At 67.3% G+C, this 24,959-nt stretch carries 19 protein-coding genes; 4 read left to right on the top strand and 15 right to left on the bottom strand.

Annotated features, from left to right (window positions below; translation table 11 throughout):
* The coding region (locus METUNV1_RS09060) for a methyl-accepting chemotaxis protein (protein ID WP_043359457.1) at nucleotides 1-1,235 on the top strand (1,235 nt) is incomplete at its 5' end.
* A 152-nt stretch (nucleotides 1,236-1,387) separates the two neighbouring features.
* Here METUNV1_RS09060 and METUNV1_RS09055 read toward each other — a convergent pair.
* The 5 genes from METUNV1_RS09055 to norR all read right to left on the bottom strand — a co-directional run bounded on the left by METUNV1_RS09055 (nucleotide 1,388) and on the right by norR (nucleotide 8,793).
* Nucleotides 1,388-2,977 (bottom strand): methyl-accepting chemotaxis protein, encoded by a 1,590-nt coding sequence (locus METUNV1_RS09055; RefSeq protein ID WP_008061015.1) that lies wholly within the window; start codon nucleotides 2,975-2,977, stop codon nucleotides 1,388-1,390.
* 158 nt (nucleotides 2,978-3,135) lie between these two features.
* Nucleotides 3,136-5,016, bottom strand: a complete 1,881-nt coding sequence (gene mnmC / locus METUNV1_RS09050) for a bifunctional tRNA (5-methylaminomethyl-2-thiouridine)(34)-methyltransferase MnmC2/FAD-dependent 5-carboxymethylaminomethyl-2-thiouridine(34) oxidoreductase MnmC1 (RefSeq protein WP_008061014.1) — start codon at nucleotides 5,014-5,016, stop codon at nucleotides 3,136-3,138.
* A 109-nt stretch (nucleotides 5,017-5,125) separates the two neighbouring features.
* Nucleotides 5,126-6,625: a lysine--tRNA ligase gene (lysS, locus tag METUNV1_RS09045; protein WP_008061012.1), complete on the bottom strand. Its 1,500-nt coding sequence runs from the start codon at nucleotides 6,623-6,625 to the stop codon at nucleotides 5,126-5,128.
* Nucleotides 6,626-6,770: 145 nt separating this feature from the next.
* The gene (sugE, locus tag METUNV1_RS09040; protein WP_043359455.1) at nucleotides 6,771-7,088 is read right to left on the bottom strand and encodes a quaternary ammonium compound efflux SMR transporter SugE; all 318 of its coding nucleotides are present in this window, start codon (nucleotides 7,086-7,088) and stop codon (nucleotides 6,771-6,773) included.
* 157 nt (nucleotides 7,089-7,245) lie between these two features.
* Nucleotides 7,246-8,793: a nitric oxide reductase transcriptional regulator NorR gene (gene norR / locus METUNV1_RS09035; RefSeq protein ID WP_008061007.1), complete on the bottom strand. Its 1,548-nt coding sequence runs from the start codon at nucleotides 8,791-8,793 to the stop codon at nucleotides 7,246-7,248.
* Nucleotides 8,794-8,967: 174 nt separating this feature from the next.
* Between norR and hmpA the strand changes: the two genes are divergently transcribed.
* Nucleotides 8,968-10,149, top strand: a complete 1,182-nt coding sequence (hmpA, locus tag METUNV1_RS09030) for an NO-inducible flavohemoprotein (protein ID WP_008061006.1) — start codon at nucleotides 8,968-8,970, stop codon at nucleotides 10,147-10,149.
* Between the two features lie 48 nt (nucleotides 10,150-10,197).
* Here hmpA and METUNV1_RS09025 read toward each other — a convergent pair whose 3' ends face one another.
* The 9 genes from METUNV1_RS09025 to urtA form a co-directional block, all read right to left on the bottom strand.
* Nucleotides 10,198-11,013, bottom strand: coding sequence for a UDP-2,3-diacylglucosamine diphosphatase (locus METUNV1_RS09025; protein WP_008061005.1), 816 nt, complete (start codon nucleotides 11,011-11,013; stop codon nucleotides 10,198-10,200).
* Between the two features lie 138 nt (nucleotides 11,014-11,151).
* On the bottom strand, nucleotides 11,152-12,279 hold the full coding sequence (locus METUNV1_RS09020) for a porin family protein (RefSeq protein ID WP_008061004.1): 1,128 nt from the start codon (nucleotides 12,277-12,279) through the stop codon (nucleotides 11,152-11,154).
* A 59-nt stretch (nucleotides 12,280-12,338) separates the two neighbouring features.
* Complete coding sequence (locus tag METUNV1_RS09015; RefSeq protein WP_008061003.1) at nucleotides 12,339-12,668, bottom strand: FmdB family zinc ribbon protein; 330 nt, start codon at nucleotides 12,666-12,668, stop codon at nucleotides 12,339-12,341.
* Between the two features lie 10 nt (nucleotides 12,669-12,678).
* The gene (fmdA, locus tag METUNV1_RS09010) at nucleotides 12,679-13,908 is read right to left on the bottom strand and encodes a formamidase (protein WP_008060996.1); all 1,230 of its coding nucleotides are present in this window, start codon (nucleotides 13,906-13,908) and stop codon (nucleotides 12,679-12,681) included.
* 53 nt (nucleotides 13,909-13,961) lie between these two features.
* On the bottom strand, nucleotides 13,962-14,651 hold the full coding sequence (gene urtE, locus METUNV1_RS09005) for an urea ABC transporter ATP-binding subunit UrtE (RefSeq protein ID WP_008060994.1): 690 nt from the start codon (nucleotides 14,649-14,651) through the stop codon (nucleotides 13,962-13,964).
* A gap of 25 nt (nucleotides 14,652-14,676) precedes the next feature.
* Nucleotides 14,677-15,420 carry an urea ABC transporter ATP-binding protein UrtD gene (gene urtD / locus METUNV1_RS09000; protein ID WP_008060992.1) on the bottom strand — a complete coding sequence of 248 codons (744 nt, stop codon included), beginning with the start codon at nucleotides 15,418-15,420 and terminating at the stop codon, nucleotides 14,677-14,679.
* A 28-nt stretch (nucleotides 15,421-15,448) separates the two neighbouring features.
* Entirely contained in the window at nucleotides 15,449-16,642 is a 1,194-nt protein-coding gene (gene urtC / locus METUNV1_RS08995; protein ID WP_008060990.1) for an urea ABC transporter permease subunit UrtC, read from the bottom strand.
* Between the two features lie 40 nt (nucleotides 16,643-16,682).
* Complete coding sequence (gene urtB / locus METUNV1_RS08990) at nucleotides 16,683-17,597, bottom strand: urea ABC transporter permease subunit UrtB (protein WP_008060988.1); 915 nt, start codon at nucleotides 17,595-17,597, stop codon at nucleotides 16,683-16,685.
* A gap of 96 nt (nucleotides 17,598-17,693) precedes the next feature.
* A complete protein-coding gene (urtA, locus tag METUNV1_RS08985; protein ID WP_008060986.1) occupies nucleotides 17,694-18,965 on the bottom strand; it encodes an urea ABC transporter substrate-binding protein in 1,272 nt (423 codons plus the stop codon).
* A gap of 355 nt (nucleotides 18,966-19,320) precedes the next feature.
* On the opposite strand from urtA, the gene METUNV1_RS08980 reads away from it, so the two are divergent.
* Nucleotides 19,321-22,731, top strand: a complete 3,411-nt coding sequence (locus METUNV1_RS08980) for an ATP-binding protein (protein ID WP_008060984.1) — start codon at nucleotides 19,321-19,323, stop codon at nucleotides 22,729-22,731.
* On the top strand, nucleotides 22,721-23,620 hold the full coding sequence (locus tag METUNV1_RS08975; RefSeq protein WP_008060982.1) for a response regulator transcription factor: 900 nt from the start codon (nucleotides 22,721-22,723) through the stop codon (nucleotides 23,618-23,620). The genes METUNV1_RS08980 and METUNV1_RS08975 overlap by 11 nt, the downstream gene beginning before the upstream one ends.
* Nucleotides 23,621-23,624: 4 nt before the next feature.
* On the opposite strand, the gene METUNV1_RS08970 is transcribed toward METUNV1_RS08975, so the two are convergent.
* Nucleotides 23,625-24,782: a hypothetical protein gene (locus METUNV1_RS08970; RefSeq protein WP_008060980.1), complete on the bottom strand. Its 1,158-nt coding sequence runs from the start codon at nucleotides 24,780-24,782 to the stop codon at nucleotides 23,625-23,627.
* Between the last annotated feature and the right edge of the window lie 177 nt (nucleotides 24,783-24,959).

The raw sequence follows: 24,959 nt of genomic DNA, 5'->3' as shown, positions 1-24,959 counted from the left end.
TCGATGCGCTGTGCCAGACCTTCGGCTGCGCGCGCGGCGAACTGGCGGCCAAGCTGGACAGCCACTCCTTCGCCATCCGGGTCAACGGTGAACTGTTCGTGCGTTCGGTCGCCACGCTGGATTTCGAACGCGACAAGGTCGATTTCTACTGCGACGTGGCGCCCGGCGAGGAGCTGGTGCTGGTCAGGCGCACGCCTTTCGCGGCGACCACCGAGCGCGATTTCCGCGACTTCATGAAGGACAAGCCGGGCCAGCCGCTGGCCGGCATGTTCAACGACTGCGTGCTGCGGCGGCTGTACAACCGGACCGAGCTGTCCTCGCTGGACCGGGTGTTCGCCGGCATCGACATTGCGGGCTTTTCCACCTTCGGTGAAATCCTGGGGCTGAACCTGAACCAGACGCTGACCGCGGTGTTCTTCTTCCGCGTCGACGCCGGGGCGGTGTTCCGCGACGAGTACGTCGACAACTTCGTCGCCCATTACGGCGAGTTCAAGGCCTTTTTCCTGCGCCGGCACAACGCCAAGCTGGCCGGCATGTCGCGGGTGATGGTGCAGCAGATCGCCGACTACCGCGCCGGCAACTTCGGCAGCCGGCTCGACCCGGGCAACGTCGATGTGAGCATGGCGCCGGTGGTGCGCGACCTGAACCATCTGGGCGAACTGATGTGCGACGCACAGAGCGCCCGCGAAACCACGGCCCGTCAGCTGGAAGCGTGTTCAAGCGATCTGTACGGTTCGGTGGCGGATCTGACCAACCGGCTGTCGGAACAGCAGGCGGTCATCCGCACCGCGGTCGGTACGGTGGATACGCTTGCGGGTCAGGCCAATCAGGTCGGCAGCAGCGCGCGCGACCTGTCACAGGCCAGCGACCGGATACAGCGGGTAGTGGAAATGATCCAGCAGATCGCTGACCAGACCAATCTGCTCGCGCTCAATGCCGCCATCGAAGCGGCGCGTGCCGGCGAGGCGGGGCGCGGCTTCGCGGTCGTGGCCGACGAAGTGCGCATGCTGGCCGAGAAGTCGCGCAACAGCGCGGGCGTCATCGGCAAGGACATTTCGGCTCTCGCGGCAGAGATCGTCCGCGTCGCGCAGATGATCGAGGCGCAGTCGGCCGGCGTGTCCGGGCTGACCGATGTGCTCGAACGGATCGAGGGCTGCGCGTCCGGCAGCACCGAAGTGGCCGATCACACCCGCGGGGTCGCCGACGTGCTGAAAGGACTGACCGGCGCACACTGAACGCCGGCAGAACACGCTCTGCCCGCGGCCGGATGTGCGGCGGGGCGCCACAAACAGAAAGGAGCGACAGGCCCGCTGCTGTCGGGTGCTGTCGCTCAAGGGGGAAAGCGGGGGGAGGGCGTCTGCCGCCGGCTGACGGCAGACTGCCGGGTTCAGTGCAGCGCCTGTTCCAGGTGCTTCACCAGCTCGCGCAGTTCGCTCGAGGTGGTGTGCAGGCGGGTTGCGGCGTCGCCGACCGACTGCACGCTCACATTGGTCTGTTCCACCGTGCTCGAAATGCGCTCCATGCTGCAGGCGACCTCGTGCGATGCGAGCGACTGCTGCCGCAGCATCTGGGTGATTTCCTCTGAGTAGTTCGCGGCTTCGCGGCTGGCGTCCCAGATACCCTGCAGGCCGGCGCTGCTGGCCTCGATCTCGCCGGTGGATTTCGCCACTTCGCCGGCGGTCTTGCTCATGGTGTCCACCGCCGAGCCGGCCAGCTGGATGATGTCGGTCACTGCAGTGCCGATGTCCTTGGTGCTGGTGCGGGTGCGTTCGGCCAGCTTGCGTACCTCGTCGGCCACCACCGCGAAACCGCGGCCCTGTTCGCCGGCGCGCGCAGCCTCGATCGCGGCGTTGAGCGCGAGCAGATTGGTCTGTTCGGCGATGTCGTTGATCACCTGCGACACCTGGCGGATCTTCTCGACCGATGCATTCACTTCGGCAATGCGGGTCTGCGATTCGGTCACCACATTGACCACGCGATGGCTGCTGGCGATGCCGGCCTCCATGGTCTGCATCGCGTCGTGCGCGCTGTGTTCGGTGCGCTTGACCGCTTCCAGGCTGCGATCGGTGTTGCTCGATACCTCGTTGATCGACACGCTCATCTGTTCCATCGCGGCGGCGACCTGCATCACGTTCTCGCCCTGCGACGCGGTCGAGCGGATCAGCGTGCGCATGGCGTCATCCAGTTCCTTGGTGCGGTCGTCGACCTCGCGGGCGCTCACCAGCACGTCGGCGAACATGGCGCGCAGATGGATGCGCATCACCTCGGCGGCGACGAACAGCGGGCGCAGTGCGCCGGACGGCGCTTCGATCTGCTTGGCCAGCTTGCCTTCGTCCAGTTCGATCAGCGTGCGATGCAGGCGGTCGAGCTGACCGGCGACATTGACGTTCTGCCAGGCGGCGGCGGCCAGTGCGACGGCCGCCGCTGCGGCACCGAGGCCGATGCCGACCGGCCCGCCGACCACGCTGCCAGCCACGGCCAGAGCGGAGGTGGCGGCAGCGCCCAGCCATACCTTGCCGGCCAGGCCCAGCCTGGACTTGTCGACCGGTGTCCAGGGGAATTTCGCGCTCTTGTCGCGCACCGCGCGGTAGAGGGATTCAGCGGCCGCCACGTCCTCACGCTTGGGCGTGTTGCGTACCGATTGGTAGCCGACGGTGCGACCGTCGGCCAGGATGGGGGTGACGAAGGCTTCGACCCAGTAGTGGTCTCCGTTCTTGGCCCGGTTCTTCACCAGGCCGCGCCAGGGCTGGCCGGCCTTGACCGTTTTCCACAGGTCTTCGAAAGCCTCGGGCGGCATGTCCGGATGCCGCACCACATTGTGGTTGTGTCCGATCAGTTCTTCGCGGCTGAAGCCGCTGATCGACACGAAGGATTCGTTGGCATAGGTGATCGCACCCTTGAGGTCGGTCTTGGTGACGATCGGTTTCCCGGGTTCAAGGAAGACTTCTTTCTGCGTAACCGGCAGATTTATTTTCACGGTGTCTCTCCAGGTGGCTTGGCGGCACCGGGAGCGGACCCTCAGGCGATCATCGCAGTGACGAGGTCGCGCGCTGTCCGGTACAAGCCCTGTAACGGCCGTGAGTGGGAAATCTTCACTTCTCCGTGCGGATTTTTACGCCCTCTTCTTGATCTGCCTCAAGTTCTGCCGGTGAAGCGGGCCGGGTCCAGTGCCTTCTGAAGGTCGCGTTCGACCGGGAGCGGGTCACCGAACAGCATGGAAGCCACGGTTTCCGCACCCAGCGGGTGCCATACCAGGCCGCGGGCACCGAGGCCGGTGATCAGCGCGAGCGGGCCAGCGCCGTCGCCTGCGTCGATCTCGCCGATCAGCGGCAGACGGTCCGGCGTCGCGGTGCGGAAGGAAACCCGGCCCTGGAGCGCTGCGGCAGCGGGCGGATTGAGCGCGGCGTCCGGCAGCAGCCGCTGCAGGCGTGCCAGATTGCCGGCGTGGCTGTCCTCGCGCACTGCGGTGTCCGGGTCGTCCGGATCGAAGCTGGCGCCGAAATTGAGGTCGCCGTCCGGGGTCGGGCAGAGGTAGCCCTCGCGGCAGACGGTGACCTGGAGCTGGGGCAGGTGGATGCGCGGCAGACGGCTCACCTGGCCGCGCACCCGGCTCAGCGGCAGGGGCAGCGGCGACAGCGCGCGGGCGTCCGCCGCATTGGCCAGCACCACCGCGTCGGCCTCGATGCGGCGATCGCCGGCCTGCACGGTCCAGCCCGCGTCCCGTTTTTCCAGTGCCAGCGCCTCGGTGCAGAACAGCCGCTGCACCCGGTCGCCGGCGCGTTCCAGATGGGCGGCGCACAGGCTGGCCGGATTGACCCAGGCGCCGCGCGGGAACCACCAGCCGCCGGCCGCGACCGGATAGCCGATGCGCCGGGTCATTTCCCAGTCCGACAGATAGCGGACGAAACCGGTCGGCAGTGCCCCGGTTTCGCACACCGCGCGCTGCAGCGCCTCGTGTTCTTCGTCATGCGCGACCTGGAACACGCCGGTCGGCCCCCATTTCAGCGGCCGGCCTTCGCCCTCCAGCCGGCGCAGATGGGCCGACGCGTGCAGGAAGGCGGCGCGCGAGAAGCGGGCGATCAGGCTGTCGTCGCGGGCGATCATGGGCCGCAGCACGCCGGCGGCATTGCCCGACGCTTCCTGCGCCGGGGCGGCATGGCGTTCGATCAGCAGCACCTCGGCACCGCGCGCCGCCAGCCTTTCGGCCACGCCGCAGCCGGCCATGCCGGCACCGATCACCGCGACCCGGCGCGGCGCGACGCGTTCAGGCCGGTGGCGCAGCGCCGCCGACTGTGCGCCCGGATGCAGGCGACCGGTGAGCATGTGGCGCTTGGGCCCGAAACCGGCGATCTTCTCGCACACGAAACCGGCACCGGCCAGCGCGTCGCGCACGCCTGATGCCACGCTCCAGGTGGCCAGCGTCGCGTCTGCCGCCGCCAGCCTCGCCAGCTGTCTGCACGTCTGGGACGACCACAGTTCCGGATTCTTCGCCGGCGAGAAACCGTCGAGGTAGATCGCGTTGGCGCGCAGTGTGAGCTGCGGCAGCAGCGTGTCGGCGTCGCCGAGGCCCAGGCTGAGGATGACCCGGCCGCTGTCGAATTCGATGCGGTGCAGGCCGCGCACCGGCAGCGGCCAGCGTTCCACCAGCTTCTGCGCCATGTCGGCCATGTCCGGGGGCAGCAGGCGCTGGTAGGCCAGCGTCAGGTCGTACTGCGCGAACGGGTGCTTCTCCACCGACACGAAGTGCAGCCGCTGGCATCGCTCCGGACTGTCGCGCCAGGCACGCCAGGTGGCGAGAAAGTTCAGGCCCAGGCCGAAGCCGGTTTCCAGCACCACGAAGCGCTCGCGCCCGGCCCAGCGGCCGGGCAGGCCGTTGCCGGCGAGAAACACGTGCTGCGCCTGCGCCAGCGCGCCTTCCGAGGAGTGGTAGACGTCGCCGTAGGCGGCCGAGCGTGGCGTGCCGTCGTCGGCGAATTCGAGCGGCGCGGGAATCAGGGGCTGAAGTGGTCGGGACATGGGACGTCAGGGCGTGCGCGGACGCCGAAAAGCGGAACGCCGATCAGGACCGGCGCCGCGGGCATCGGTTCGATCGGCGTTCATCGGCGGCCGTGTTCGGTACAGGCGCTTACTCGCGGCGCATCTGCGGGAACAGGATGACGTCGCGGATATTGGCCGAGTCGGTCAGCAGCATGACCAGACGGTCGATGCCGATGCCGCAGCCGCCGGTCGGCGGCAGGCCGTGTTCGAGCGCGCGGATGTAGTCGGCGTCGAAATACATCGCTTCCTCGTCGCCGGCATCCTTGGCCTTCACCTGTTCCAGGAAGCGCGCCGCCTGGTCTTCCGGGTCGTTCAGTTCGGAGAAGCCGTTGGCGATCTCGCGGCCGACGATGAACAGCTCGAAGCGTTCGGTGATGTCCGGCTCACGGTCGGAGCGGCGCGCCAGCGGACTCACCTCGGCCGGGTAGTCGATGATGAAGGTCGGCTCCCACAGCTGCGCTTCGGCGCAGGCTTCGAACAGCTGCAGCTGCAGCGAGCCGAGGCCGCCCGGCTTCACCTTTTCGCCGTGGGTTACGATGGCCTGCTTCACGAAAGCTTCGTCCGCCAGCTGTTCTTCGGTGTACTGCGGGTTGTACTTGCGGATGGCCTGCACGATGGTGAGCCGGTGGAAGGGCTGGCCCAGATCCAGTTCGCGGCCCTGGTACATGAACTTGGTCGTGCCCAGCGCCTGTTCGGCGCAGTGGCGCAGCAGGTATTCGGTGTAGTCCATCAGGTCGCGGTAGTCGGCGTAGGCCTGATAGAACTCCATCATCGTGAATTCCGGGTTGTGGCGCGGGCTGATGCCCTCGTTCCGGAAATTGCGGTTGATTTCGAACACCTTCTCGAAGCCGCCCACCACCAGCCGCTTCAGGTAGAGCTCGGGCGCGATGCGCAGGAACAGTTCCATGTCCAGCGCGTTGTGATGGGTCTTGAACGGCTTGGCCGCGGCACCGCCGGGGATGGGGTGCATCATCGGCGTTTCGACTTCAAGGAAGCCCTGGCGGGTCATCTCGGCGCGGATGGCGCTCATCATGCGGCTGCGCGCGACGAAGGTGGCGCGCGAGGACTCGTTGGTGATGAGGTCGAGGTAGCGGTAGCGGTACTTCGCTTCCTGGTCCGACAGGCCGTGGAATTTTTCCGGCAGCGGGCGCAGCGCCTTGGACAGCAGGCGGATGCCGTCGCACTTCACGGTCAGTTCGCCGGTGCGGGTGCGGAACAGCGTGCCGGAACAGCCGACGATGTCGCCCAGATCCCAGTGCTTGAAGGCGCCGTGTACTTCTTCGCCCACACCGTCATTGGTGATGTAGAGCTGAATGCGGCCGGACATGTCCTGGATGGTGGCGAAGCTCGCCTTGCCCATCACCCGCTTCAGCATGACGCGGCCGGCCAGCTGCACGCGCTCCGGGTGCGCTTCCAGCGATTCGGCGGTGGCGGCCTGGTGCTGGGCGGTGATTTCGCCCGCGTAATGGGTGCGCTGGAAGTCGTTCGGGTAGGCCGCGCCGGTTTCGCGCCACTGGCGCAGTTTCTCGCGCCGCTCCGCGATGATGTGGTTGTCGTCGTCGGAAGGCAGTGCGGCGTGGTCGGTCATGATGGGCTCGAAAGATGGGCTGCGCACGCAAGGGCGTGCGGGGAGGCCGCGCACGCAAGTGTGTGCGGCAAAAGCGAAAGCCCGCGATTTTCGCCGATAGCGGGCAGCCGGCACAAGTGCGCGGCCGCCGCGCCTGCCCGGGGAATCAGGCCGAAGTGAGCTTGAGACCGAGAATGCCGGCCACGATGAGGCCGACGCACACCAGCCGCGCGGCATTCGCCGGCTCGCTGAACAGCACGATGCCGAGGATGACGGTGCCCACCGCTCCGATGCCGGTCCATACCGCGTAGGCGGTGCCCACCGGCAGGTTGCGCATGGCGAAGCCCAGCAGCACCACGCTGGTGACCATGGTCACCACGGTGAAGACCGACGGCCAGAAGCGGGTGAAGCCTTCGGTGTATTTGAGGCCGATCGCCCAGGCGCATTCGAACAGACCGGCGATCAAGAGGATGATCCACGACATTGAGGACATGGCTGCAACTCCGGAGTCCGGGGCCGTCCCCGTCGCGAGAAACGCCCTGCGGGTCGTCCCGCTGGCGGTGTGCGTGTTGCACACAAAGAATTTTCGTTTCTTTGAATGCACTGGTCAAGCGCCGGAGAACGGCGGCGCCTCAGCGCCCTCAGCGCAGGTCCAGCCGCCGTGCAAGCCGGTGCAGGTTGGCGCGGTCCAGGCCCAGTTCGCGTGCGGCCGCGGCCCAGTTGCCGTCCGCCCGCGCCAGGGCGGACGCGATGGCGTCGCGCTGGAAACGGTCGGTCGCGCTGCGCAGATCGCCGCCGGTGACCGGCGAGGCGGTCGGGGGCACCGCCGCTTCGGTCGCCGCCGGCGTACCCAGTTCGAGATGGGCGGCGTCCAGCGTCACGATGCGCGGGCGGCCGGCCGAACCGGCCAGCGCCTTCAGCGCGGCGCGCCCGATCAGGTGTTCCAGCTCGCGCACATTGCCCGGCCAGTCATGGGCGAGCAGGGCGGCCTGGGCGTCCGGCGCCAGCCGCAGTCCGCGCAGGCCCAGCCGGGCGCGGTTCTGTTCGAGAAAGCGGCCGGCCAGCAGCAGCACGTCGCGGCCGCGCTCGCGCAGCGGCGGCACGTGCAGCGGGTATACGCCCAGCCGGTGGTAGAGGTCGGCGCGGAAGCGGCCGGCCCGCACCTCTTCCGCCAGATCGCGGTTGGTGGCGGCGATCACCCGCACATCGACGTGAAGGTCCTGCTCGGCGCCCACACGCTGCAGCTGTCCGCCCTGCAGCACGCGCAGCAGCTTGGCCTGTGCGGCCAGCGGCAGTTCGCCGACCTCGTCCAGGAACAGGGTGCCGCCATCGGCCAGCGCGAACTTGCCGCGACGGTCGGCCACCGCGCCGGAAAAGGCGCCGCGCACATGGCCGAACAGCTCGCTTTCGACCAGATTGTCCGGCAGTGCCGCGCAGTTCAGGCTCACCAGCGGACGCGCCGCGCGGGCCGACGCCGCGTGCAGCGCGCGCGCCACCAGCTCCTTGCCGGTGCCGGTTTCGCCGTGCACCAGCACGGTCAGTTCGCTGGCGCCGACCACCTCGATTTCCTTCAGCAGCCGCCGGTGTGCCGCGCTGTGCCCGACCATGCCGCGGCTGTCGGCCGGGCTGGCCGCCGCGCGGTAGGCCTCGGCCCGCAGCTCGCCGTCCTCGGCCCGGCGCGCCAGCGCTTCCATGCGCTGAGCGGCTTTCACGGTGGCCGCGGCCAGACTGGCGAAGCCGGCCAGCATATCGAGGTCGGTGCCCTCGAAGCGGGCCGGGTCGAGCGCATCCAGCGTCAGCACGCCCCAGGCCTGGCCGTCGAGGAAGAGCGGACAGCCGAGACAGTCGTGCACTTCGAGGTGGGCGCCGTGGCCCAGCACCAGGCCGTCGTATGGGTCGGGCAGCGGGCAGTCGGCGGCGAAACGGGTGGGCTGGGTGCTGTCGAGCAGTGCGGCCAGACGAGGGTGTTCCGCCACGCGGAAGCGGCGGCCCAGCGTGTCCGGACTCAGTCCGTCGATCGCCAGCGGCAGCAGATGTTCGCCCTCCAGCCGCAGCAGGGCGGTGGCGTCACAGGGCAGCAGTTCGCGCAGCGCCTGCAGCAGGCGGCGGTAGCGCTCCTGCGCCGGCAGGTCGCGCGACAGGTCGTCGACCAGCGGAATCAGGGCCGACAGCAGCGGGTGTGTTGTCACAATGACTTCATGTTGTCAGTAAGACTTCGTCCAAGTGTAGTCGATCAGACACTGCCCCGTCGCAGGTCATTGATCCTTCAGCGGACTGCACATGGCATGCGGCTTGATAAGTGAAGGCGTCGGCGCGGCACGGGACGTTCGCGCCGGCTTTTCATTCACTGTCAGGAGACAACCATGCTGAGCCCGGAACACCGAGCCATCGTCAAGGCCACCGTACCGCTGCTGGAAAGCGGCGGCGAGGCACTGACCACCCACTTCTACCGCATCATGCTGTCCGAACATCCGGAGGTGCGGCCGCTGTTCAATCAGGCGCACCAGGCCAGCGGCGATCAGCCGCGCGCGCTGGCCAACGGCGTGCTGATGTACGCGAAGAACATCGACCGTCTTGAGGCGCTCGGCCCGCTGGTCGGGCAGATCGTGCAGAAGCACGTGTCGCTGCAGGTGCTGCCGGAGCATTACCCGGTGGTCGGCAGCTGCCTGCTGCGCGCGATCCGCGAAGTGCTGGGCGCCGAGGTGGCGACGGACGCAGTGATCGAAGCCTGGGGCGCCGCCTACGGCATGCTGGCCGATCTGCTGATCGGCGCCGAGGAGTCGGTCTATGCCGGCCACGCGCAGGCCGACGGCGGCTGGCGCGGCGCGCGCGCCTTCCGCGTCGAGCGCCGGGTGCGCGAGAGCGACGAAATCACCTCCTTCCATCTCGCGCCGGTCGATGGCGGGCCGGTGCTGCGCCATGCGCCGGGCGAGTACATCGGTCTGCGGCTGGTGATCGATGGCCAGGAAATGCGCCGCAACTATTCGCTGTCGGCCGCCGCCAACGGCCGCGACTATCGCATCAGCGTCAAGCGCGAAGCGGGCGGCCGGGTGTCCGGTCATCTGCACGAGGCGGTGAAGGAGGGCGATGTGCTCGATCTGTTCCCGCCGACCGGCGATTTCACGCTGCAGGCTTCGGAACGCCCGGTGGCGCTGATCACCGCGGGCGTGGGCATCACGCCGGCGCTGCCGATGATGGAGCAGGCGCTGGCCGACGGACGCGAGGTGCATTTCATCCACTGCGCGCGCCATGGCGGCGTGCATGCCTTCCGCGAACAGGTGGAGGCGCTGGCGCAGCGCTACCCGAAGCTGAAGCGCTTCTACGTATACAGCGAACCGCGCACCGGCGATCAGGCGCATGCCGAAGGTTTCATCGAGCGGCTGCATCTCGAACGCTGGTTGCCGCAGCCGGCGGCGCTGGACGCCTACTTCCTCGGCCCGAAACCCTTCATGAAGCGGGTGAAGGCGCTGCTGGCCGAAGTCGGTGTGCCGGCGGAGCGCACGCGTTACGAGTTCTTCGGACCGGCCACGGCGCTGGAGGGCTGACCGGTTCGGTGAAGCGTCGCGGGGGCGGCACGCAGCCCCCGGACGCGCTCAGGCCTCGACGGTCTCTTCTTCGAGCGGCAGCGCCGGACGCGGACCGGTGCTGCGCAGTTCCTGACCCCAGTCGACGATGGCGAAGCGGCCGTCCGGGTGTTCGACGATGGCGGTGCAGCTGTCCACCCAGTCGCCGCAGTTCATGTAGGTGAGCCCCTGTACCTCGCGCTGCGACACCGCGTGGATGTGGCCGCAGATCACGCCGTCGACGCCGCGGCTACGGGCTTCGTGCATGACCGAATCCTCGAAGTCGTAGATGAAGCTCACCGCGCTTTTCACCTTGCGCTTGGCATAGCCGGCCAGCGACCAGTAGCCGGCGATGCCCAGGGTGCGGCGCAGCCACGACAGCCGCGCATTGATGCTCACCAGCAGGTTGTAGGCCACGTCGCCCAGCAGCGCCACCCAGCGATGGTGGCGGGTGACCTGATCGAAGTCGTCGCCATGCACCAGCCAGTAGCGGCGACCGTCCGCCGCCTGGTGGATGTACTCCCGCTGGAGTTCGATGTCGCCGAACACGGTGCCGGTGTATTCGCGCAGCGCTTCGTCGTGATTGCCCGGAATGAAGATGACGCGCGTGCCCTTGCGCGCACGGCGCAGGATTTTCTGCACCACGGTGTTCTGCGACGGCGACCAGTGGATGGAGCGGCTCATCGCCCAGAAGTCGATGATGTCGCCGACCAGATACAGGTAATCGGATTCGTGGTGGCGCAGGAAATCCAGCAGCGCTTCGGCCTGGCAGCCACGGGTGCCGAGATGGATGTCCGACAGGAAGATGGCGCGGACGTGCCGGACGAGAGGGTCGGATGCATTCACGCCCCGGATTCAAACCGCTGCGTGTGACAGGGCGGTGACGGCATCCGGGCCGCGTTGCGTCGACGCAAAAAGGGCACGCCGAGGCGTGCCCGCAAAGCCGGTCAGACGGGCGCCCTGCGCGCCCGCCGGGCCCGGAGGTCAGTACATCAGCTGCACGCCGAGGATGAACTTGTCGGTCTTCACGCCGGCCGCGCTTTCCATGTCGGAATACACGCCGGTGATGCGCGCGTTGTGACCGGCCATCACGTAGGTCAGGCCCAGGTCCCACTGGTCGGCCTTGCCGCCGGCGTCCGGGCTGAACTCCTGGTAGCGGACATAGGGCTGGAACTGGCCGATGCCGATCTTGGTCGGGATCAGGTAGGCGGCGGTCAGCAGGTAGGCGTCGCCGGCGGTTGCGCCGCCGCAGTTGTTGATGTTGGTACACAGGATGTTGCCGCCGGCCACGTCGACCACGCCGTCGGTGTCGTAGTCGTAGTAGGCGCCTTCCAGCGTCACCACGCCGCCGCCGGCCAGCTTGGTCTCGAACAGCGCGTCGATGTTCCAGGCCTTGTAGTCGCCCTTGGCCAGCGCGGTGCCCACGCCGTCCTTCTGCATCTGGTAGGCGAAGCCGACGGTGAAGATGTCCTTGGCGCCGAAATAGCTGTTGGTGCCGTAGTAGCCCAGTTCCGGGTCCAGGAAGCTGTAGGCGATGCGGGTGGCGTAGAGCGGGGTGTCGCCGTCGTTGGACAGGCCGGCGCCGCGGTTCTTGCCCTGGAAGGCACCGAAGGAGTACAGCAGCTTGCCACCCAGCACATTGCCCCACAGCAGCGCGCCGTCGTCACGGCCGGTGAAGGCGTTCGGGTACTGGGACACCATCGGGTATTCCCACACGTTGGCGAAGTAGGGGCCGGCCATGTTGGCGCGGTCGGTCGGCGGCAGCATGCGGCCGAACCAGAAGTTCACGCCTTCGGTCAGTTCGAACTGGGCGACCGCATCGAGGATGCGCATCGATTCGTCCGACTGGCGCTCGAAGTTGATCATGCCGCCGATGTTCTTGGTGATCTTGCCGCTGGTGATGATGCGGACCGAGTCGATCGAGAAATCGCTGGAGCGCGAGCCGTCCGGCGCCGCGTTCTCGACGCTGGAGAAGGACGAGCGCGCCCACAGGCTCAGCGTCAGATAGCTTTCGCCGGGACCGGCCACGGTGACGCCGGCCTGCGCGGCACCGCAGGTGGCGAGGGCAGCGGCCAGTGCGGCCAGGCGCGGGGTGTTGGATGATTTTTTCATGGTGCTGGACTCCCGGTTGTGAAGGTGCGTTGAAACGGTGGAAAGGCGTGCGCGGGCGATCAGTGGCTGATCATCCAGGGGCGTTTTGTGGGGAAGGCCTTGGAGCCGTCGCGCGCGACGGCCGTGGTCTTGCTCGGCTTGCCGCTGCAGCACGAGCAGCCGGGGCCGTGCGAGCGGCTGGCCAGCTTGGGCTCGTGGCGGGCGCGTTCGTTGGTGGCGTGCGCGCTGCGCAGCTGGCCCGGCATGTCGGCGAAAGCCGGTGCCGAGATCAGCTGGCGCGCAGCCGGCTGGCCGCAGGCCGGGCACAGGCAGGGCGCGTCCCGCTGCGCGATGCTGCGCATGGCGGAAAAGCCGCCATGCGCCTCGCAGTGAAAGTCGTAGGTCGGCATGGCGGCGCCCTCAGACGTCTTCCGAGATCGGCATCTGCACGCTGCCGTCGAGGAATTTCTGCGGACCGGCCTCGGTCGGCATGATGTCGAAGTCGAAGATGTCGGTCGGCAGCCACAGCGTCGCGCAGGCGTTCGGGATGTCCACCACGCCGCTGATGTGACCCTGCACCGGCGCGGTACCCAGAATCGAGTAGGCCTGGGCGCCGGAGTAGCCGAACTTCTTCAGGTACTCGATCGCGTTCAGGCAGGCCTGGCGGTAGGCCACATGCACGTCGAGGTAGTGCTGCTTGCCCTGTTCATCGACCGAAATGCCTTCGAAGATCAGGTAGTCGTCGTACTTGGGCGTGATCGGGCTGGGCTTGAAGATCGGGTTCTTCACCGCGTACTTCTTCATGCCGTCCTTGATGATGTTCACCCGCAGGTGCAGCCAGCCGGCCATTTCGATGGCGCCGCAGAAGGTGATTTCGCCGTCGCCCTGCGAGAAGTGCAGGTCGCCCATCGACAGGCCGCCGCCCTTCACATAGACCGGGAAGTAGATGCGCGAGCCGCGCGACAGGTCCTTGATGTCGCAGTTGCCGCCGTGCTCGCGCGGCGGCACCGTGCGGGCCGCTTCGGCCGCGGCCTTGTCGCGCGCCTCGCCCTTCAGCCGGCCCATGTGCGCGGTCGGCGCGCACGGCGGGCAGCCCAGCGCCGGTACGCGATCCGGGTCGGTGTTGATGAAGTCGATCTCGCGCTTGTTCCACTCCTCGAGCAGCTTGGGATCGGGCAGGCAGCCGATCAGACCCGGGTGGATCAGGCCGGCGTACTTGACGCCCGGCACGTGGCGCGATTCGGTGAACATGCCCTTGATGTCCCAGATCGACTTCTGGGCCAGCGGGAAGTGGTCGGTCAGGAAGCCGCCGCCGTTCTTCTTCGAGAAGAAGCCATTGAAGCCCCACAGGCTGTCTTCCTTGGCGCCGATGTCGAGGATGTCGACCACCAGCAGGTCGCCCGGCTCGCAGCCTTCGACACCGATCGGGCCGGACAGGAAGTGCACCGTGGTCAGGTCGACATCGCGCACGTCGTCCGCGCTGTCGTTGTTCTGGATGTAGCCGCCGGTCCAGTCGTAGGTTTCGATCTTGAAGTCGTCGCCCGGCTTCACCCACGCGACGATGGGGATGTCCGGGTGCCAGCGGTTGTGCACCATGTCGTTCTCATAGGGCGACTGCTTCAGGTCTACCTTGATCAGGGTCTCTGCCATGTTGATCTCCTTGGATGGAAGGGGCGTTGGGCGGTGGGTGCTTTGCGGCGGGGTCAGACGGACAGGAACTGCTTGATGCGCGCGGTATCGGTTTCCGCGCGGGTGCTTTCATGGACCAGGCGGCCGCCCTCGATGACGAACAGCCGGTCGGCCACGTCCATCGCGAAACTGAGCACCTGTTCGGACACGACGATGGTGATTTCGCGCAGCTTGCGGATTTCGTTCAGCGCCTTCGCGATGTCCTTGATGATCGAGGGCTGTATGCCTTCGGTCGGCTCGTCGAGCAGCAGCACCTTGGGATCGGTCACCAGCGCGCGGGCGATGGCGAGCTGCTGCTGCTGGCCGCCGGACAGGTTGCCGCCCTTGCGGCGGCGCATGTCCCACAGCACCGGGAAGAGCGCGTAGATCTCTTCCGGCACCTTCTTCACCTTGGCGTTTTCCAGACCGGTCTGGATGTTTTCCTCGACCGTCAGCGTCGGGAAAATCATCCGGCCCTGCGGCACGTAGGCGATGCCCTTGGCGACGCGCTTGTAGCTTTCGTCCTTGTGCACCGCGTTGCCGGCGACCTCGATGCTGCCGCTCTTCAGCGGCAGCACGCCGATCAGCGACTTGAACAGCGTGGTTTTGCCCATGCCGTTGCGGCCCATGATGGCGACCGTCTCGTTCCGGTTCGCCTCGAACGAAATGCCGTGCAGCGCCTGGCTCTGGCCGTAGGCGACGAAGACGTCCTTCACGTTGAGCATGATGGAATCCTTTCCGTGGATGGGCTCAGTGGCCCAGATAGACGTCGATGACCTTGGGATCGGCCTGCACCTTCTCCATCGATCCTTCGGCGAGGATCTTTCCCTGGTGCATGACGGTGACCTTGTGGGCGATGCGCTTGACGAAATCCATGTCGTGCTCGATCACGATCACCGAGCGCCCCTTGCAGATGCGCTGCAGCAGGTCGGCGGTCAGTTCGCGCTCACGCACGCTCATGCCGGCGATCGGTTCGTCCAGCATCAGCAGCTCGGGCTCCTGCATCAGCAGCATCCCGATCTCCAGCCATTGCTTCTGGCCGTGGCTGAGCAGGCCGGCTTCGGTGTCGAGCGCGTCGGCCAGACCGATCTCGGTCGCCACCGACTGCACCCTTTCCTTCACCTCGTCGGTGCACCGGAAGCCGAGCGCGCCGAGCACGCTGCGGCCCCGCGGGAAGGACACTTCCAGGTTCTTGAACACCGAGAGGTTTTCGTAGATCGACGGCGTCTGGAACTTGCGGCCGACGCCGGCGCGCACGATCTTGTGCTCGGCCAGTCTGGTCATTTCCTGGTTCTTGAACTTGATGCTGCCGGCGCTGGCCTTGGTCTTGCCGCAGATCAGGTCGAGCAGCGTGGTCTTGCCGGCGCCGTTCGGGCCGATGATCACGCGCAGTTCGCCGCGATCGACGTAGAGGGTCAGTGCGTCGATCGCCTTGAAGCCGTCGAAGGACACGGTGAGGTCCTCGATCGCGAGTACGAAGTCGGTATTGCTCATGTCGGTCTCCTGTCAGGTCGGGCGCGGGTCAGGCCGACTGGCCCTGTACGCCGCCGGGCAGGGCGGCGGGCGGTGCGGACTTCTGGCTGGGGGAGGGCGGCGGTGCGGCCGGCGGCTCGACTGCGGCCGGCGCGGCCTTCGGCGCCTTGCGGCGCGCGAACCAGGGCTTCACGTGGCTTTCGTACAGACCGGCCAGACCGTTGGGGAAGGCGAGCACCACGCCGATGAACAGCGCGGCCATCAGGAACAGCCAGAGGTCGGGCGCGGATTCGGAGAAGTAGGTCTTGCCGAAATTCACCAGCAGCGCGCCATACACCGCGCCCACCAGCGACATGCGGCCACCGACCGCAGCGAAGATGACCATTTCGATCGACGGCACGATGCCGACGAAGGACGGCGACATGAAGCCGACCTGCAGCGTGAACATCGCGCCGCCGATGGCCGAGATGCCGGCCGCCAGCACGAAGGCGAACACCTTGAACATCGCCACGTCGTAGCCGGAGAAACGCACCCGGTCTTCCTTGTCGCGCATGGCCAGCAGCAGCGTGCCGAGCTTGGACATCTGTATCCAGCGGCACAGCGCGATCACGCCGATCAGCAGCCCGGCATTGACGAAGTACAGGACGTACTTGGCCGAGTCGCTGCGGATGTCCCAGCCGAGCAGGGTACGCAGGTCGGTGATGCCATTGACGCCGCCGGTGTAGCCCTGCTGACCGATGATGAGCACGGTCAGGATGAGCGCCACCGCCTGCGTGATGATGGCGAAATACACGCCGCCCACCCGGCGCTTGAACATCGCGAAGCTGATGATGAAGGCCAGCACCATCGGCACCGCCACCACCGCGATCAGCGCCAGCGGCAGGTGGCGGAACGGCTCCCACCACAGCGGCAGCTCGGTCAGCTGGTTCCAGTCCATGAAGTCCGGAATGCCCGGCGTGCTCTGGATCTTGGTCGCTTCCGGGTCGGAGGCTTCCAGCTTCAGGAACATGGCCATCATGTAGCCGCCGAGGCCGAAGAACACGCCCTGGCCCAGGCTCAGGATGCCGCCGTAGCCCCACAGCATGACGAGGCCGACCGCGACGAAGGCGTAGGTGAGGTATTTGCCGACGAGGTTGAGACGGAAGATGTCCATCGTGAGCGGGAACACCACCACGATGAGCAGCGCGAGCAGCAGGATGCTTCCTGTTCCGCTGCGTGCGATCCAGCTCTTGAATGCGTCCATGTGAATCTCCTGGATGGTTCGAAATCGGTGCGGATCGCGTTCAGCGGCGGATCTTCGAAGCGAAGAGGCCCTGCGGACGGATCATCAGGATGGTCACGATGAGCAGCAGCGTGAGTACCTTGGCCATCGAGCCGGTCATGAAGAACTCGGAGATGGACTGGGTCTGCGCGATGCCGAAGGCGGAGGCCACGGTGCCGAGCAGCGAGCCGGCGCCGCCGAAGGTGACCACCAGGAAGGCATCGACGATGTAGAGCGAACCCGAGGTCGGACCGGTCGAACCGATGGTGGTGAAGGCAGCCCCGGCCACGCCGGCGATGCCGCAGCCGATGGCGTAGGTCAGGCGGTCAGTGCGCTTGGTATTGATGCCGGTGGCGTTGGCCATCGCACGGTTGGCGACGGTGGCGCGCACCCGCAGGCCCCAGCGCGACTTGTACAGCGCGAGCAGCACGCCGCCGGTCACCAGCAGGGTGAGCGCGAGCACGAACAGGCCGTTGATCGGGATGTCCAGACCTTCGGACGGCGACCACGAACCCATGAGCCAGTCGGGCAGGGTGGGGCTCACTTCTTTCGGGCCGAAGGTGGAGCGGAACACCTGCTGCATGCCGAGCGACAGGCCCCAGGTCGCGAGCAGCGTGTCCAGAGGCCGTTTGTACAGATGGCGTATCAGCGCCCACTCGGTGAGCCAGCCGAAGCCGAAGGCGATCACGAAGGCGGCGAGGATGGCCACCGGGAAATAGGCCTGCATCAACCCGGGTGCATAGGTTTCGGTCAGGCTGGAGAACATGAAGATGGTGTAGGCGCCGATGGTCATGAACTCGCCATGCGCCATGTTGATCACGCCCATCTGGCCGAAGATGATGGCCAGACCCAGGCCCATCAGCAGCAGCACCGAGAACAGGCTCAGGCCGGCGAAGCCCTGCATGAGGGCGATGTTGTAGATTTCGTCGAATGACATGGCGGACCTCCGGACGGTTGGCCGGGCGTGCGCCCGGCCGGTGCAGGGATGGGAGGGAGACCGCCCCGGTCTGCGCCGGGGCCGGCCTCGGGGTGCTTACTGGTAGCCCTTGGGGAAGGGGTTGGGCTCGATCAGCTCGGCCGATTCGGCGACCACCTTGAAGGTGCCGTCAGGCTGGCCCTGGGCGATGCGCGCCTTGCTCCACAGGTGGTGGTTCTCGTGCAGCTTCACGTAGCCTTCGGGCGCGGTCTTCAGTTCGATGCCGGGCGAGGCGGCGACCACCTTGTCCACATCGAAGCTGCCCGCCTTCTCGACTGCGGCCTTCCACAGCCAGGGGCCGAGATAGCCGGCCTGGGTCACGTCGCCGATCACCGACTTCGGGCCGTAGGCCTTCTTGAAGGCTTCGACGAAGGCCTTGTTGTTGGCGTTGTCGAGCGACTGGAAGTACTTCATCGAGGAGTAGAAGCCGGCGAAGTTTTCGCCGCCCACGCCCAGCATTTCGTCCTCGGTCACCGACAGCGTGAGCAGGAACTGCTTGGCGCCGGTGATGCCGGCCGCCTTCAGCTGCTTGTAGAAGGCCACGTTGGAGCCGCCCACCACGGCTGCGAAGATGCAGTCCGGCTTCGCGACCTTGATCTTGTTGATCAGCGAGTTGAAGTTGGTGTGGCCGAGCGGGTAGTACTCCTCGCCCACCACGCTGCCCAGCTTGCCGACCGACTCGATGTGCTTGCGCGCGATCTTCATCGAGGTGCGCGGCCAGATGTAGTCGGAGCCGATCAGGAAGTAGGTCTTGGCCTTCTTCTCCTTCGACGCCCAGTCCAGGCCCCAGATGATCTGCTGGGTGGCTTCCTGGCCGGTGTAGATCACGTTCTTCGACTGCTCCAGGCCTTCGTAGAAGGTCGGGTAGTAGAGCAGGCCGTTCTCCTTCTCGAACACCGGCAGCACCGCCTTGCGTGAGGCCGAGGTCCAGCAGCCGAACACGCAGGCCACCTTGTCGTTCACCAGCAGCTTCTTCGACTTTTCGGCGAAGGTCGGCCAGTCGGAGGCGCCGTCTTCCTTGATCACCTTGATCTTGCGACCGAGGATGCCGCCCATCGCGTTGATCTGGTCGATCGCCAGCTGTTCGGCCTGGATCGAGCCGGTTTCCGAGATCGCCATCGTGCCGGTGGCGGAGTGCAGCTGACCCACGATGACTTCGGTATCGGTCACGGCGAGCTTGGTCGTGTTGACCTTGGCCGTCGGGAACTGCGCGTTGCCGAAGCTGACGCCCGGCACCATCAGGGCCGGGGCGGCGGCCATGCCGAGCAGAACCTTGCGGCGCTGTTCGCTGGTGAGCGGAGCCGGAATCGTGTCTTTGTTGTCAGCCATGTCGTTTCTCCTGAGCGGAAGGGGTTGGGGAGCTTCAGGCGAGGCGACTGCGGTCCGATGAGACGTTGTGCAGTGCACCGCAATCGTTCGCTGCGGTGCGAAAAGTAGTTTCCGGGGCTGCGTACGCGAATACGTCAATCGACGTATGTGCGGACCGGGTGACAGACGCGGTCCGGGCGGGGTGAGGTGCTAAGGTGGAATCCTGCGCTTTCGCACTGCACCACGATGTCGCTCGCGGCACCGTCGGAGTGCGCGGCGTGGAGGGAAGCTGCACTTGGGCTCCGGCGGCGCGCCATTCCGCTGCCGGAGCATTTCTTGCATGAGGGCAGCAGACCGCTCAGGCCCACCGCCCCCGATGTCCGAAGCCACCCATCAGATATTCAAGATCCGCCGCGACTACAACACCTGGGTCGCCAACGAGACGCTCGAGGACTACGCGCTGCGCTACACGCCGCGCAGCTTCCGCAAGTGGTCCGAATGGCGGGTCGCCAACACCGCCTTCGGCGCGGTGTCCTTCCTCGCGCTGGAGGCGATCGGCGGCGCCATCGCGCTGAACTACGGCTTCACCAACGCGCTGTACGCCATCCTGCTGGTCGGGCTGATCACTTTCCTGACCGGCCTGCCGATCAGCTACTGCGCCGCCCGCTACGGCGTGGACATGGATCTGCTGACCCGCGGCGCCGGCTTCGGCTATCTCGGCTCCACCATCACCTCGCTGGTCTACGCGAGCTTCACCTTCATCTTCTTCGCCATCGAGGCGGCCATCATGGCGCTGGCCTTCGAGCTGTACTTCGGGCTGCCGCTGGCGTGGAGCTATCTGCTGTGCTCGGTCATCGTGATTCCGCTGGTGATTCACGGCGTCACGCTGATCAGCCGCATACAGCTGTGGACCCAGCCGCTGTGGATCGTGCTGCTGGTGCTGCCCTATGTCGCGGTGTGGTGGCAGGCGCCGCACCTCTACACGGAATTCACCGGCCTGACCGGCCGCAGTTCGGGCAGCAGCGAGTTCGACTGGGTCATGTTCGGCGCCGCCTCGACGGTGGCGATTTCGCTGGTGGTGCAGATCGGCGAACAGGTGGATTACCTGCGCTTCCTGCCGGAGAAGACGCGCGAGAACCGGGTGCGCTGGTGGGCGTCGGTGCTGATCGCCGGTCCCGGCTGGGTGGTGCCGGGCATGGTGAAGATGCTGGGCGGCGCCTTCCTCGCCTTTGTCGCGCTGCAGGCCATGGTGCCGGTGGACCGCGCGGTCGAACCGACCCAGATGTATCTCGCCGGCTTCGGCTACGTGTTCGACTCACCGGCGGTGGTGCTGGCGGTGACCGCGCTGTTCGTCATCGTGTCGCAGCTCAAGATCAACGTCACCAACGCCTACGCCGGCTCGCTCGCCTGGTCCAACTTCTTCGCCCGGCTCACGCACAGCCACCCGGGCCGCGTGGTGTGGCTGGTGTTCAATGTGGTGATCGCGCTGCTGCTCATGCTGCTCGGCGTGTTCGAGGCGCTGGAGCATGTGCTTGGCCTGTACGCCAATCTCGCCATCGCCTGGGTCGGCGCGCTGGTGGCCGATCTGGTGGTGAACAAGCCGCTCGGGCTGTCGCCGTCGCACATCGAGTTCAAGCGCGCACACCTGTACGAACTGAATCCGGTCGGCCTCGGTTCGATGGCCATCGCCACCGTGCTGTCGGTGCTGGCCTATACCGGCTGGATGGGCGATCTGGCGCAGGCCTTCTCGCCCTTCATATCGCTGGCGACCGCCTTCATCTGCGCGCCGCTGATCGCGCTCGCCACCCGCGGCCGCTACTACCTCGCGCGGCGCAGCGCCACACCGTGGCGGCCGGGCGAAACCGTCACCTGCCACGTGTGCGAGAACCGCTTCGAATCGGAAGACATGGCGCACTGCCCCGCCTACGGTCAGCCCATCTGTTCGCTGTGCTGCACCCTGGAATCGCGCTGTCACGACCGCTGCAAGACCGAATCGAGCGCGGCCGACCAGCTGCATGCGCTGCTCAACGCCATCCTGCCGGTGCGGCTGGCGCAGCGGGTGAACTTCCGCATCGGCCACTTCCTGGTGGTGTTCCTGTCGCTCACCGTGCTGCTGGCGGTCATCTTCGGCGTGGTGTTCTACCAGGAGGCCATCGTCAGCGGTCTGTACCCGGCGGCGCGCGCCAGCCTGCAGCTCACGCTGTCCAAGACCTTCGCGCTGCTGGTGCTGCTGTGCGCGGTGTGTGCCTGGTGGATCGTGCTGGGTTCGGAAAGCCGGCGGCTGGCGCAGGACGAATCGAACCGGCAGAACCAGCTGCTGATGCGCGAGATCGAGGCGCACCGCCGTACCGATCTGGCGCTGCAGAAGGCCAAGGACGCCGCCGAATCGGCCAATCTGGCCAAGACCCGCTATGTGACCGGCATCAGCCACGAACTGCGCACGCCGCTGAACAGCATTCTCGGCTACGCGCAGATCCTGCTGCGCGAGAGCGGAAAGCAGGGCGCCCGGTCCGGCCCTGACGACACGCAGAAGCGCGCGCTCGGCACCATACTGCGCAGCGGCGAGCATCTGCTGGGCCTGATCGACGGACTGCTCGATCTGGCGCGCATCGAGGCCGGCAAGCTCAGGCTGGACCCGGCGCCGATGCACATGCGCGAACTGCTGGACGACCTGGCCAAGATGTTCGAGCCGCAGGCGGCGCGCAAGGGCCTGCGCTTCCGGGTCGATACCAGCGGCCGCCTGCCCGACTATGTGCGGGTGGACGCCAAGCGCCTGCGCCAGGTGCTGATCAATCTGCTGGCCAATGCGGTCAAGTTCACCGAGCGCGGCGAGGTGGTGCTGCGGGTCGATTACCGGATGGAAGTGGCCCGTTTCGAGATCGCCGACACCGGGCCGGGCATCGCGCCGGAAGACCACGCCCGCATCTTCATGCCCTTCGAGCGCAGCACCACCGGTCGCATGATCGCCGAGCACGGCACCGGCCTGGGGCTGAGCATCACCCGCATGCTCACTTCGCTGATGGGCGGCGAACTGACGCTGGACAGCGAGCCGGGCCGCGGCTCCACCTTCCGGCTGCGCCTCTACCTGCCTGAATACCTGTCGGTGCCGTCGCAGCCGCGGCCGGCACGCACCGTGATCGGCTACGAAGGCCCGCGCCGCCGGGTGCTGCTGGTCGATGACGACGCCACCCAGCGCCACATGCTGACCGCCATGCTGGCGCCGCTGGGCTTCGATCTGGACGAGGCGGGCAGCGGCGAAGAGGCGCTGGCCTGCGTCGCCCGGGCGCGCCCGGACGTGGTGCTGCTCGACATCAATATGGAGGGCATGGACGGCTGGGAAACCGCGCGCCGGCTACGCGAGTTCGACGGCGCGCCGATTCCGGTGCTCATGGTGTCGGCCAATGTGTTCGAGAACCGCAGCGAGCTGCTGCGCACTGCCGGCTGCGCCGGCTTCGTGCCCAAGCCGGTGATCGAATCCGAACTGCTGGAACAGCTGCGCGAGGCGCTGGACCTCACGCTGCATGTTGACGAACCGGTCGGCGCCGGGCTGCCGAAGGCGGCGCCGGCGGCCGACGCGCCACTGCTTGCGCTCGACGACGAGGAGCGCGCTGCGCTGCTGCGGCTGTCCCGGCTGGGCCACGTGAACGGCATCACCACGCTGCTCGACGCCATCGCCGACCGTTCGGAGGCGGCGCGCGAGGACTGCCGGCGCCTGCGCGCGCTGGTCGATGGCTTCGACCTGATCCGCTTCACCCAATTGCTGCAACGGGATGCTCATGCACTCTGAATTCCAGAAACCGGTGGTGCTCGTCGTCGACGACGCGCCTGATTCCCTCGGCTTCCTGTGCGACGCGCTGTCCGACGGCGGCTATACCGTGCTGATCGCGCACGACGGCGCCTCCGCGCTGTCACGCCTCGAATGGGTGGTACCGGACGCCATCCTGCTCGATGCGGTCATGCCCGGCCTGTCCGGCTTCGACACCTGCCGCCGCATCCGCGACGAACCCGGCCTCACCCACGTACCGGTCATCTTCATGACCGGCCTGTCCGGCACTGCCGAGGTGGTCGAAGGCTTTACCGCCGGCGGCACCGACTACGTGGTCAAGCCGCTGCGGGTGGAAGAGGTGCTGGTGCGTCTGCAGGCCCATGTGCGCAACGCGCGCGCGGTACGCATCGCCCGCCAGGCGGTGGACGTGGCCGGTCTGGGCGTGCTGGTGGTCGACGCGCTGGGCCGCATCGCCTGGCGTTCGCCGCGCGCGGCGGAGTGCCTGGGCCAGTTCGGCATCGATCCGGCGGCCACCACCGCTGACTGGCTCGGCGATCCGGCCACGCTGGCGGCCGACCCGGCGGCCGACGCGCGGCTGCTGCGCGAGCAGGGCGACCAGTCCCTGTACGCGCGCAGCCTGGGTGCGGTCGGTCTGGGCGAACACATGCTGCTGCTCGACGTCAGGAAGCGCGGCGAATCGAGCACCCGCATCGCCGGTGCCCAGCTCACGCCGCGCGAGGCCGAGGTGCTGTCCTGGCTGGCCAAGGGCAAGACCAACCGCGACATCGGCGACATCCTCGGCATGAGCCCGCGCACTGTTAACAAGCACCTCGAGCACATCTACGAGAAGCTGGGCGTGGAAACCCGCGCCGCCGCCGCGGCGCTGGCCATGCGGGCGTCGAGTGACTGAGCCGCTAGTACAGCAGCTGCAGCCCGAGCACGAAGCGGTCGAGCGAGGCCGCGCCTTCGCTCTTCGCGCTCGAATACACCGCGGTGAGGCGCGCCTTGTGGCCGGACAGCACGTAGTTCGTGCCGATATCCCACTGCTCGGTGCGTGCGCCGCTGTCCGGATCCAGCCGCTGTACCCGCACATAGGGCTGGAAGCGGCCGGGACCGACCGCGCCCGGAATGAGGTAGCCCACCGTCAGCAGGGCGGCGTCCGCCTGCACCGCGCCGCCGCAGTTGGTGACCCGCGAACACAGCGGATCGGCGGGCGCGGCGTCGGTCACGCCGTCGGTGTCGTAGTCGTACCAGGCGGCTTCGACCGTCAGCACGCCGCCGCTGTACCCCCGGCTTTCGTACAGCGCGTCGATGTTCCACGCGCGATAGTCGCCGCGGGCGCCGGCCACACCCACGCCGTCCTTCTGGCTCATCAGCGCGGCGCCCAGCGTGAACACCTCCTTGTCGCCGTAATAGGTGCTGGTGCCGTAGTAGCCGGGCTCGGTGTCGAGGAAGCTCCAGGCGACGCGGGCGGCGAACAGCGGTTCATTGGCGGCGTTCGACAGACCGCTGCCGCGGTTCCTGCCCTCGAACACGCCGACGCCGTACAGCAGCCGGTCGTCGTACAGATTGCCCCACAGCAGCACGCCGTCGTCGCGGCCGGTGAAGGCGTTCGGGTACAGCGATACGAGGGGGTAGCCCCACACATTGGCGAACTGGTTGCCCGCCATGTTCGAGCGGTCGGACGGCGGCACCAGCCGGCCGGCCCACAGGTTGAGGCCGTCCGCCAGTTCGAACTGCAGGATGGCGTCCAGCAGCTGCAGGTCCTCGGACGGCGGACGTTCGAAGGTGAGCGTGGCGCCGATGCGCCGGGTGAATCGGGCCGACGACAGCAGACGGACCGAATCCAGCGTGAAGCCGCCGTCGTGCGCGCTGCCGCCGGCCGGGCGCGCCTCTTCGGCACTGACATAGGAAGCGCGCAGCCAGAGGCCGAGCGTCAGCGAGCTGTCGCCCGGCCCCTGCAAGGTCATCTGGGCGTCGGCTGCTCCGGCACAGAGCAGGACTGCGCTGGCGAGCAGCGCGTGGCTGGAGGGCGGCGTCCATCGCAGACGCGTGAAGCGGCGGAAGGTCATGGTGGCGGTCCTGAACGGGGGCGCAGGGCAGGCAGCAGCCGGGTGCGCGAGGTGGCGTCGGGGAGTCCGGTATCCGGAGTGCGGCGTCCGGAATCCGGTCGTGTCGTCACGCGCTCGTTGTGGAAGAGAGGCGCGCATGCGGCGTGGGCTCGAGAGCAGGCAGGTCCCATCCGCACG

The sequence above is a fragment of the Methyloversatilis universalis FAM5 genome, assembly GCF_000214035.2.
GTDB classification, from domain to species: domain Bacteria; phylum Pseudomonadota; class Gammaproteobacteria; order Burkholderiales; family Rhodocyclaceae; genus Methyloversatilis; species Methyloversatilis universalis.
The sequence above is the reverse complement of the archived record's forward strand: the minus strand, read 5'-3'. Positions and strand labels throughout refer to the sequence as shown.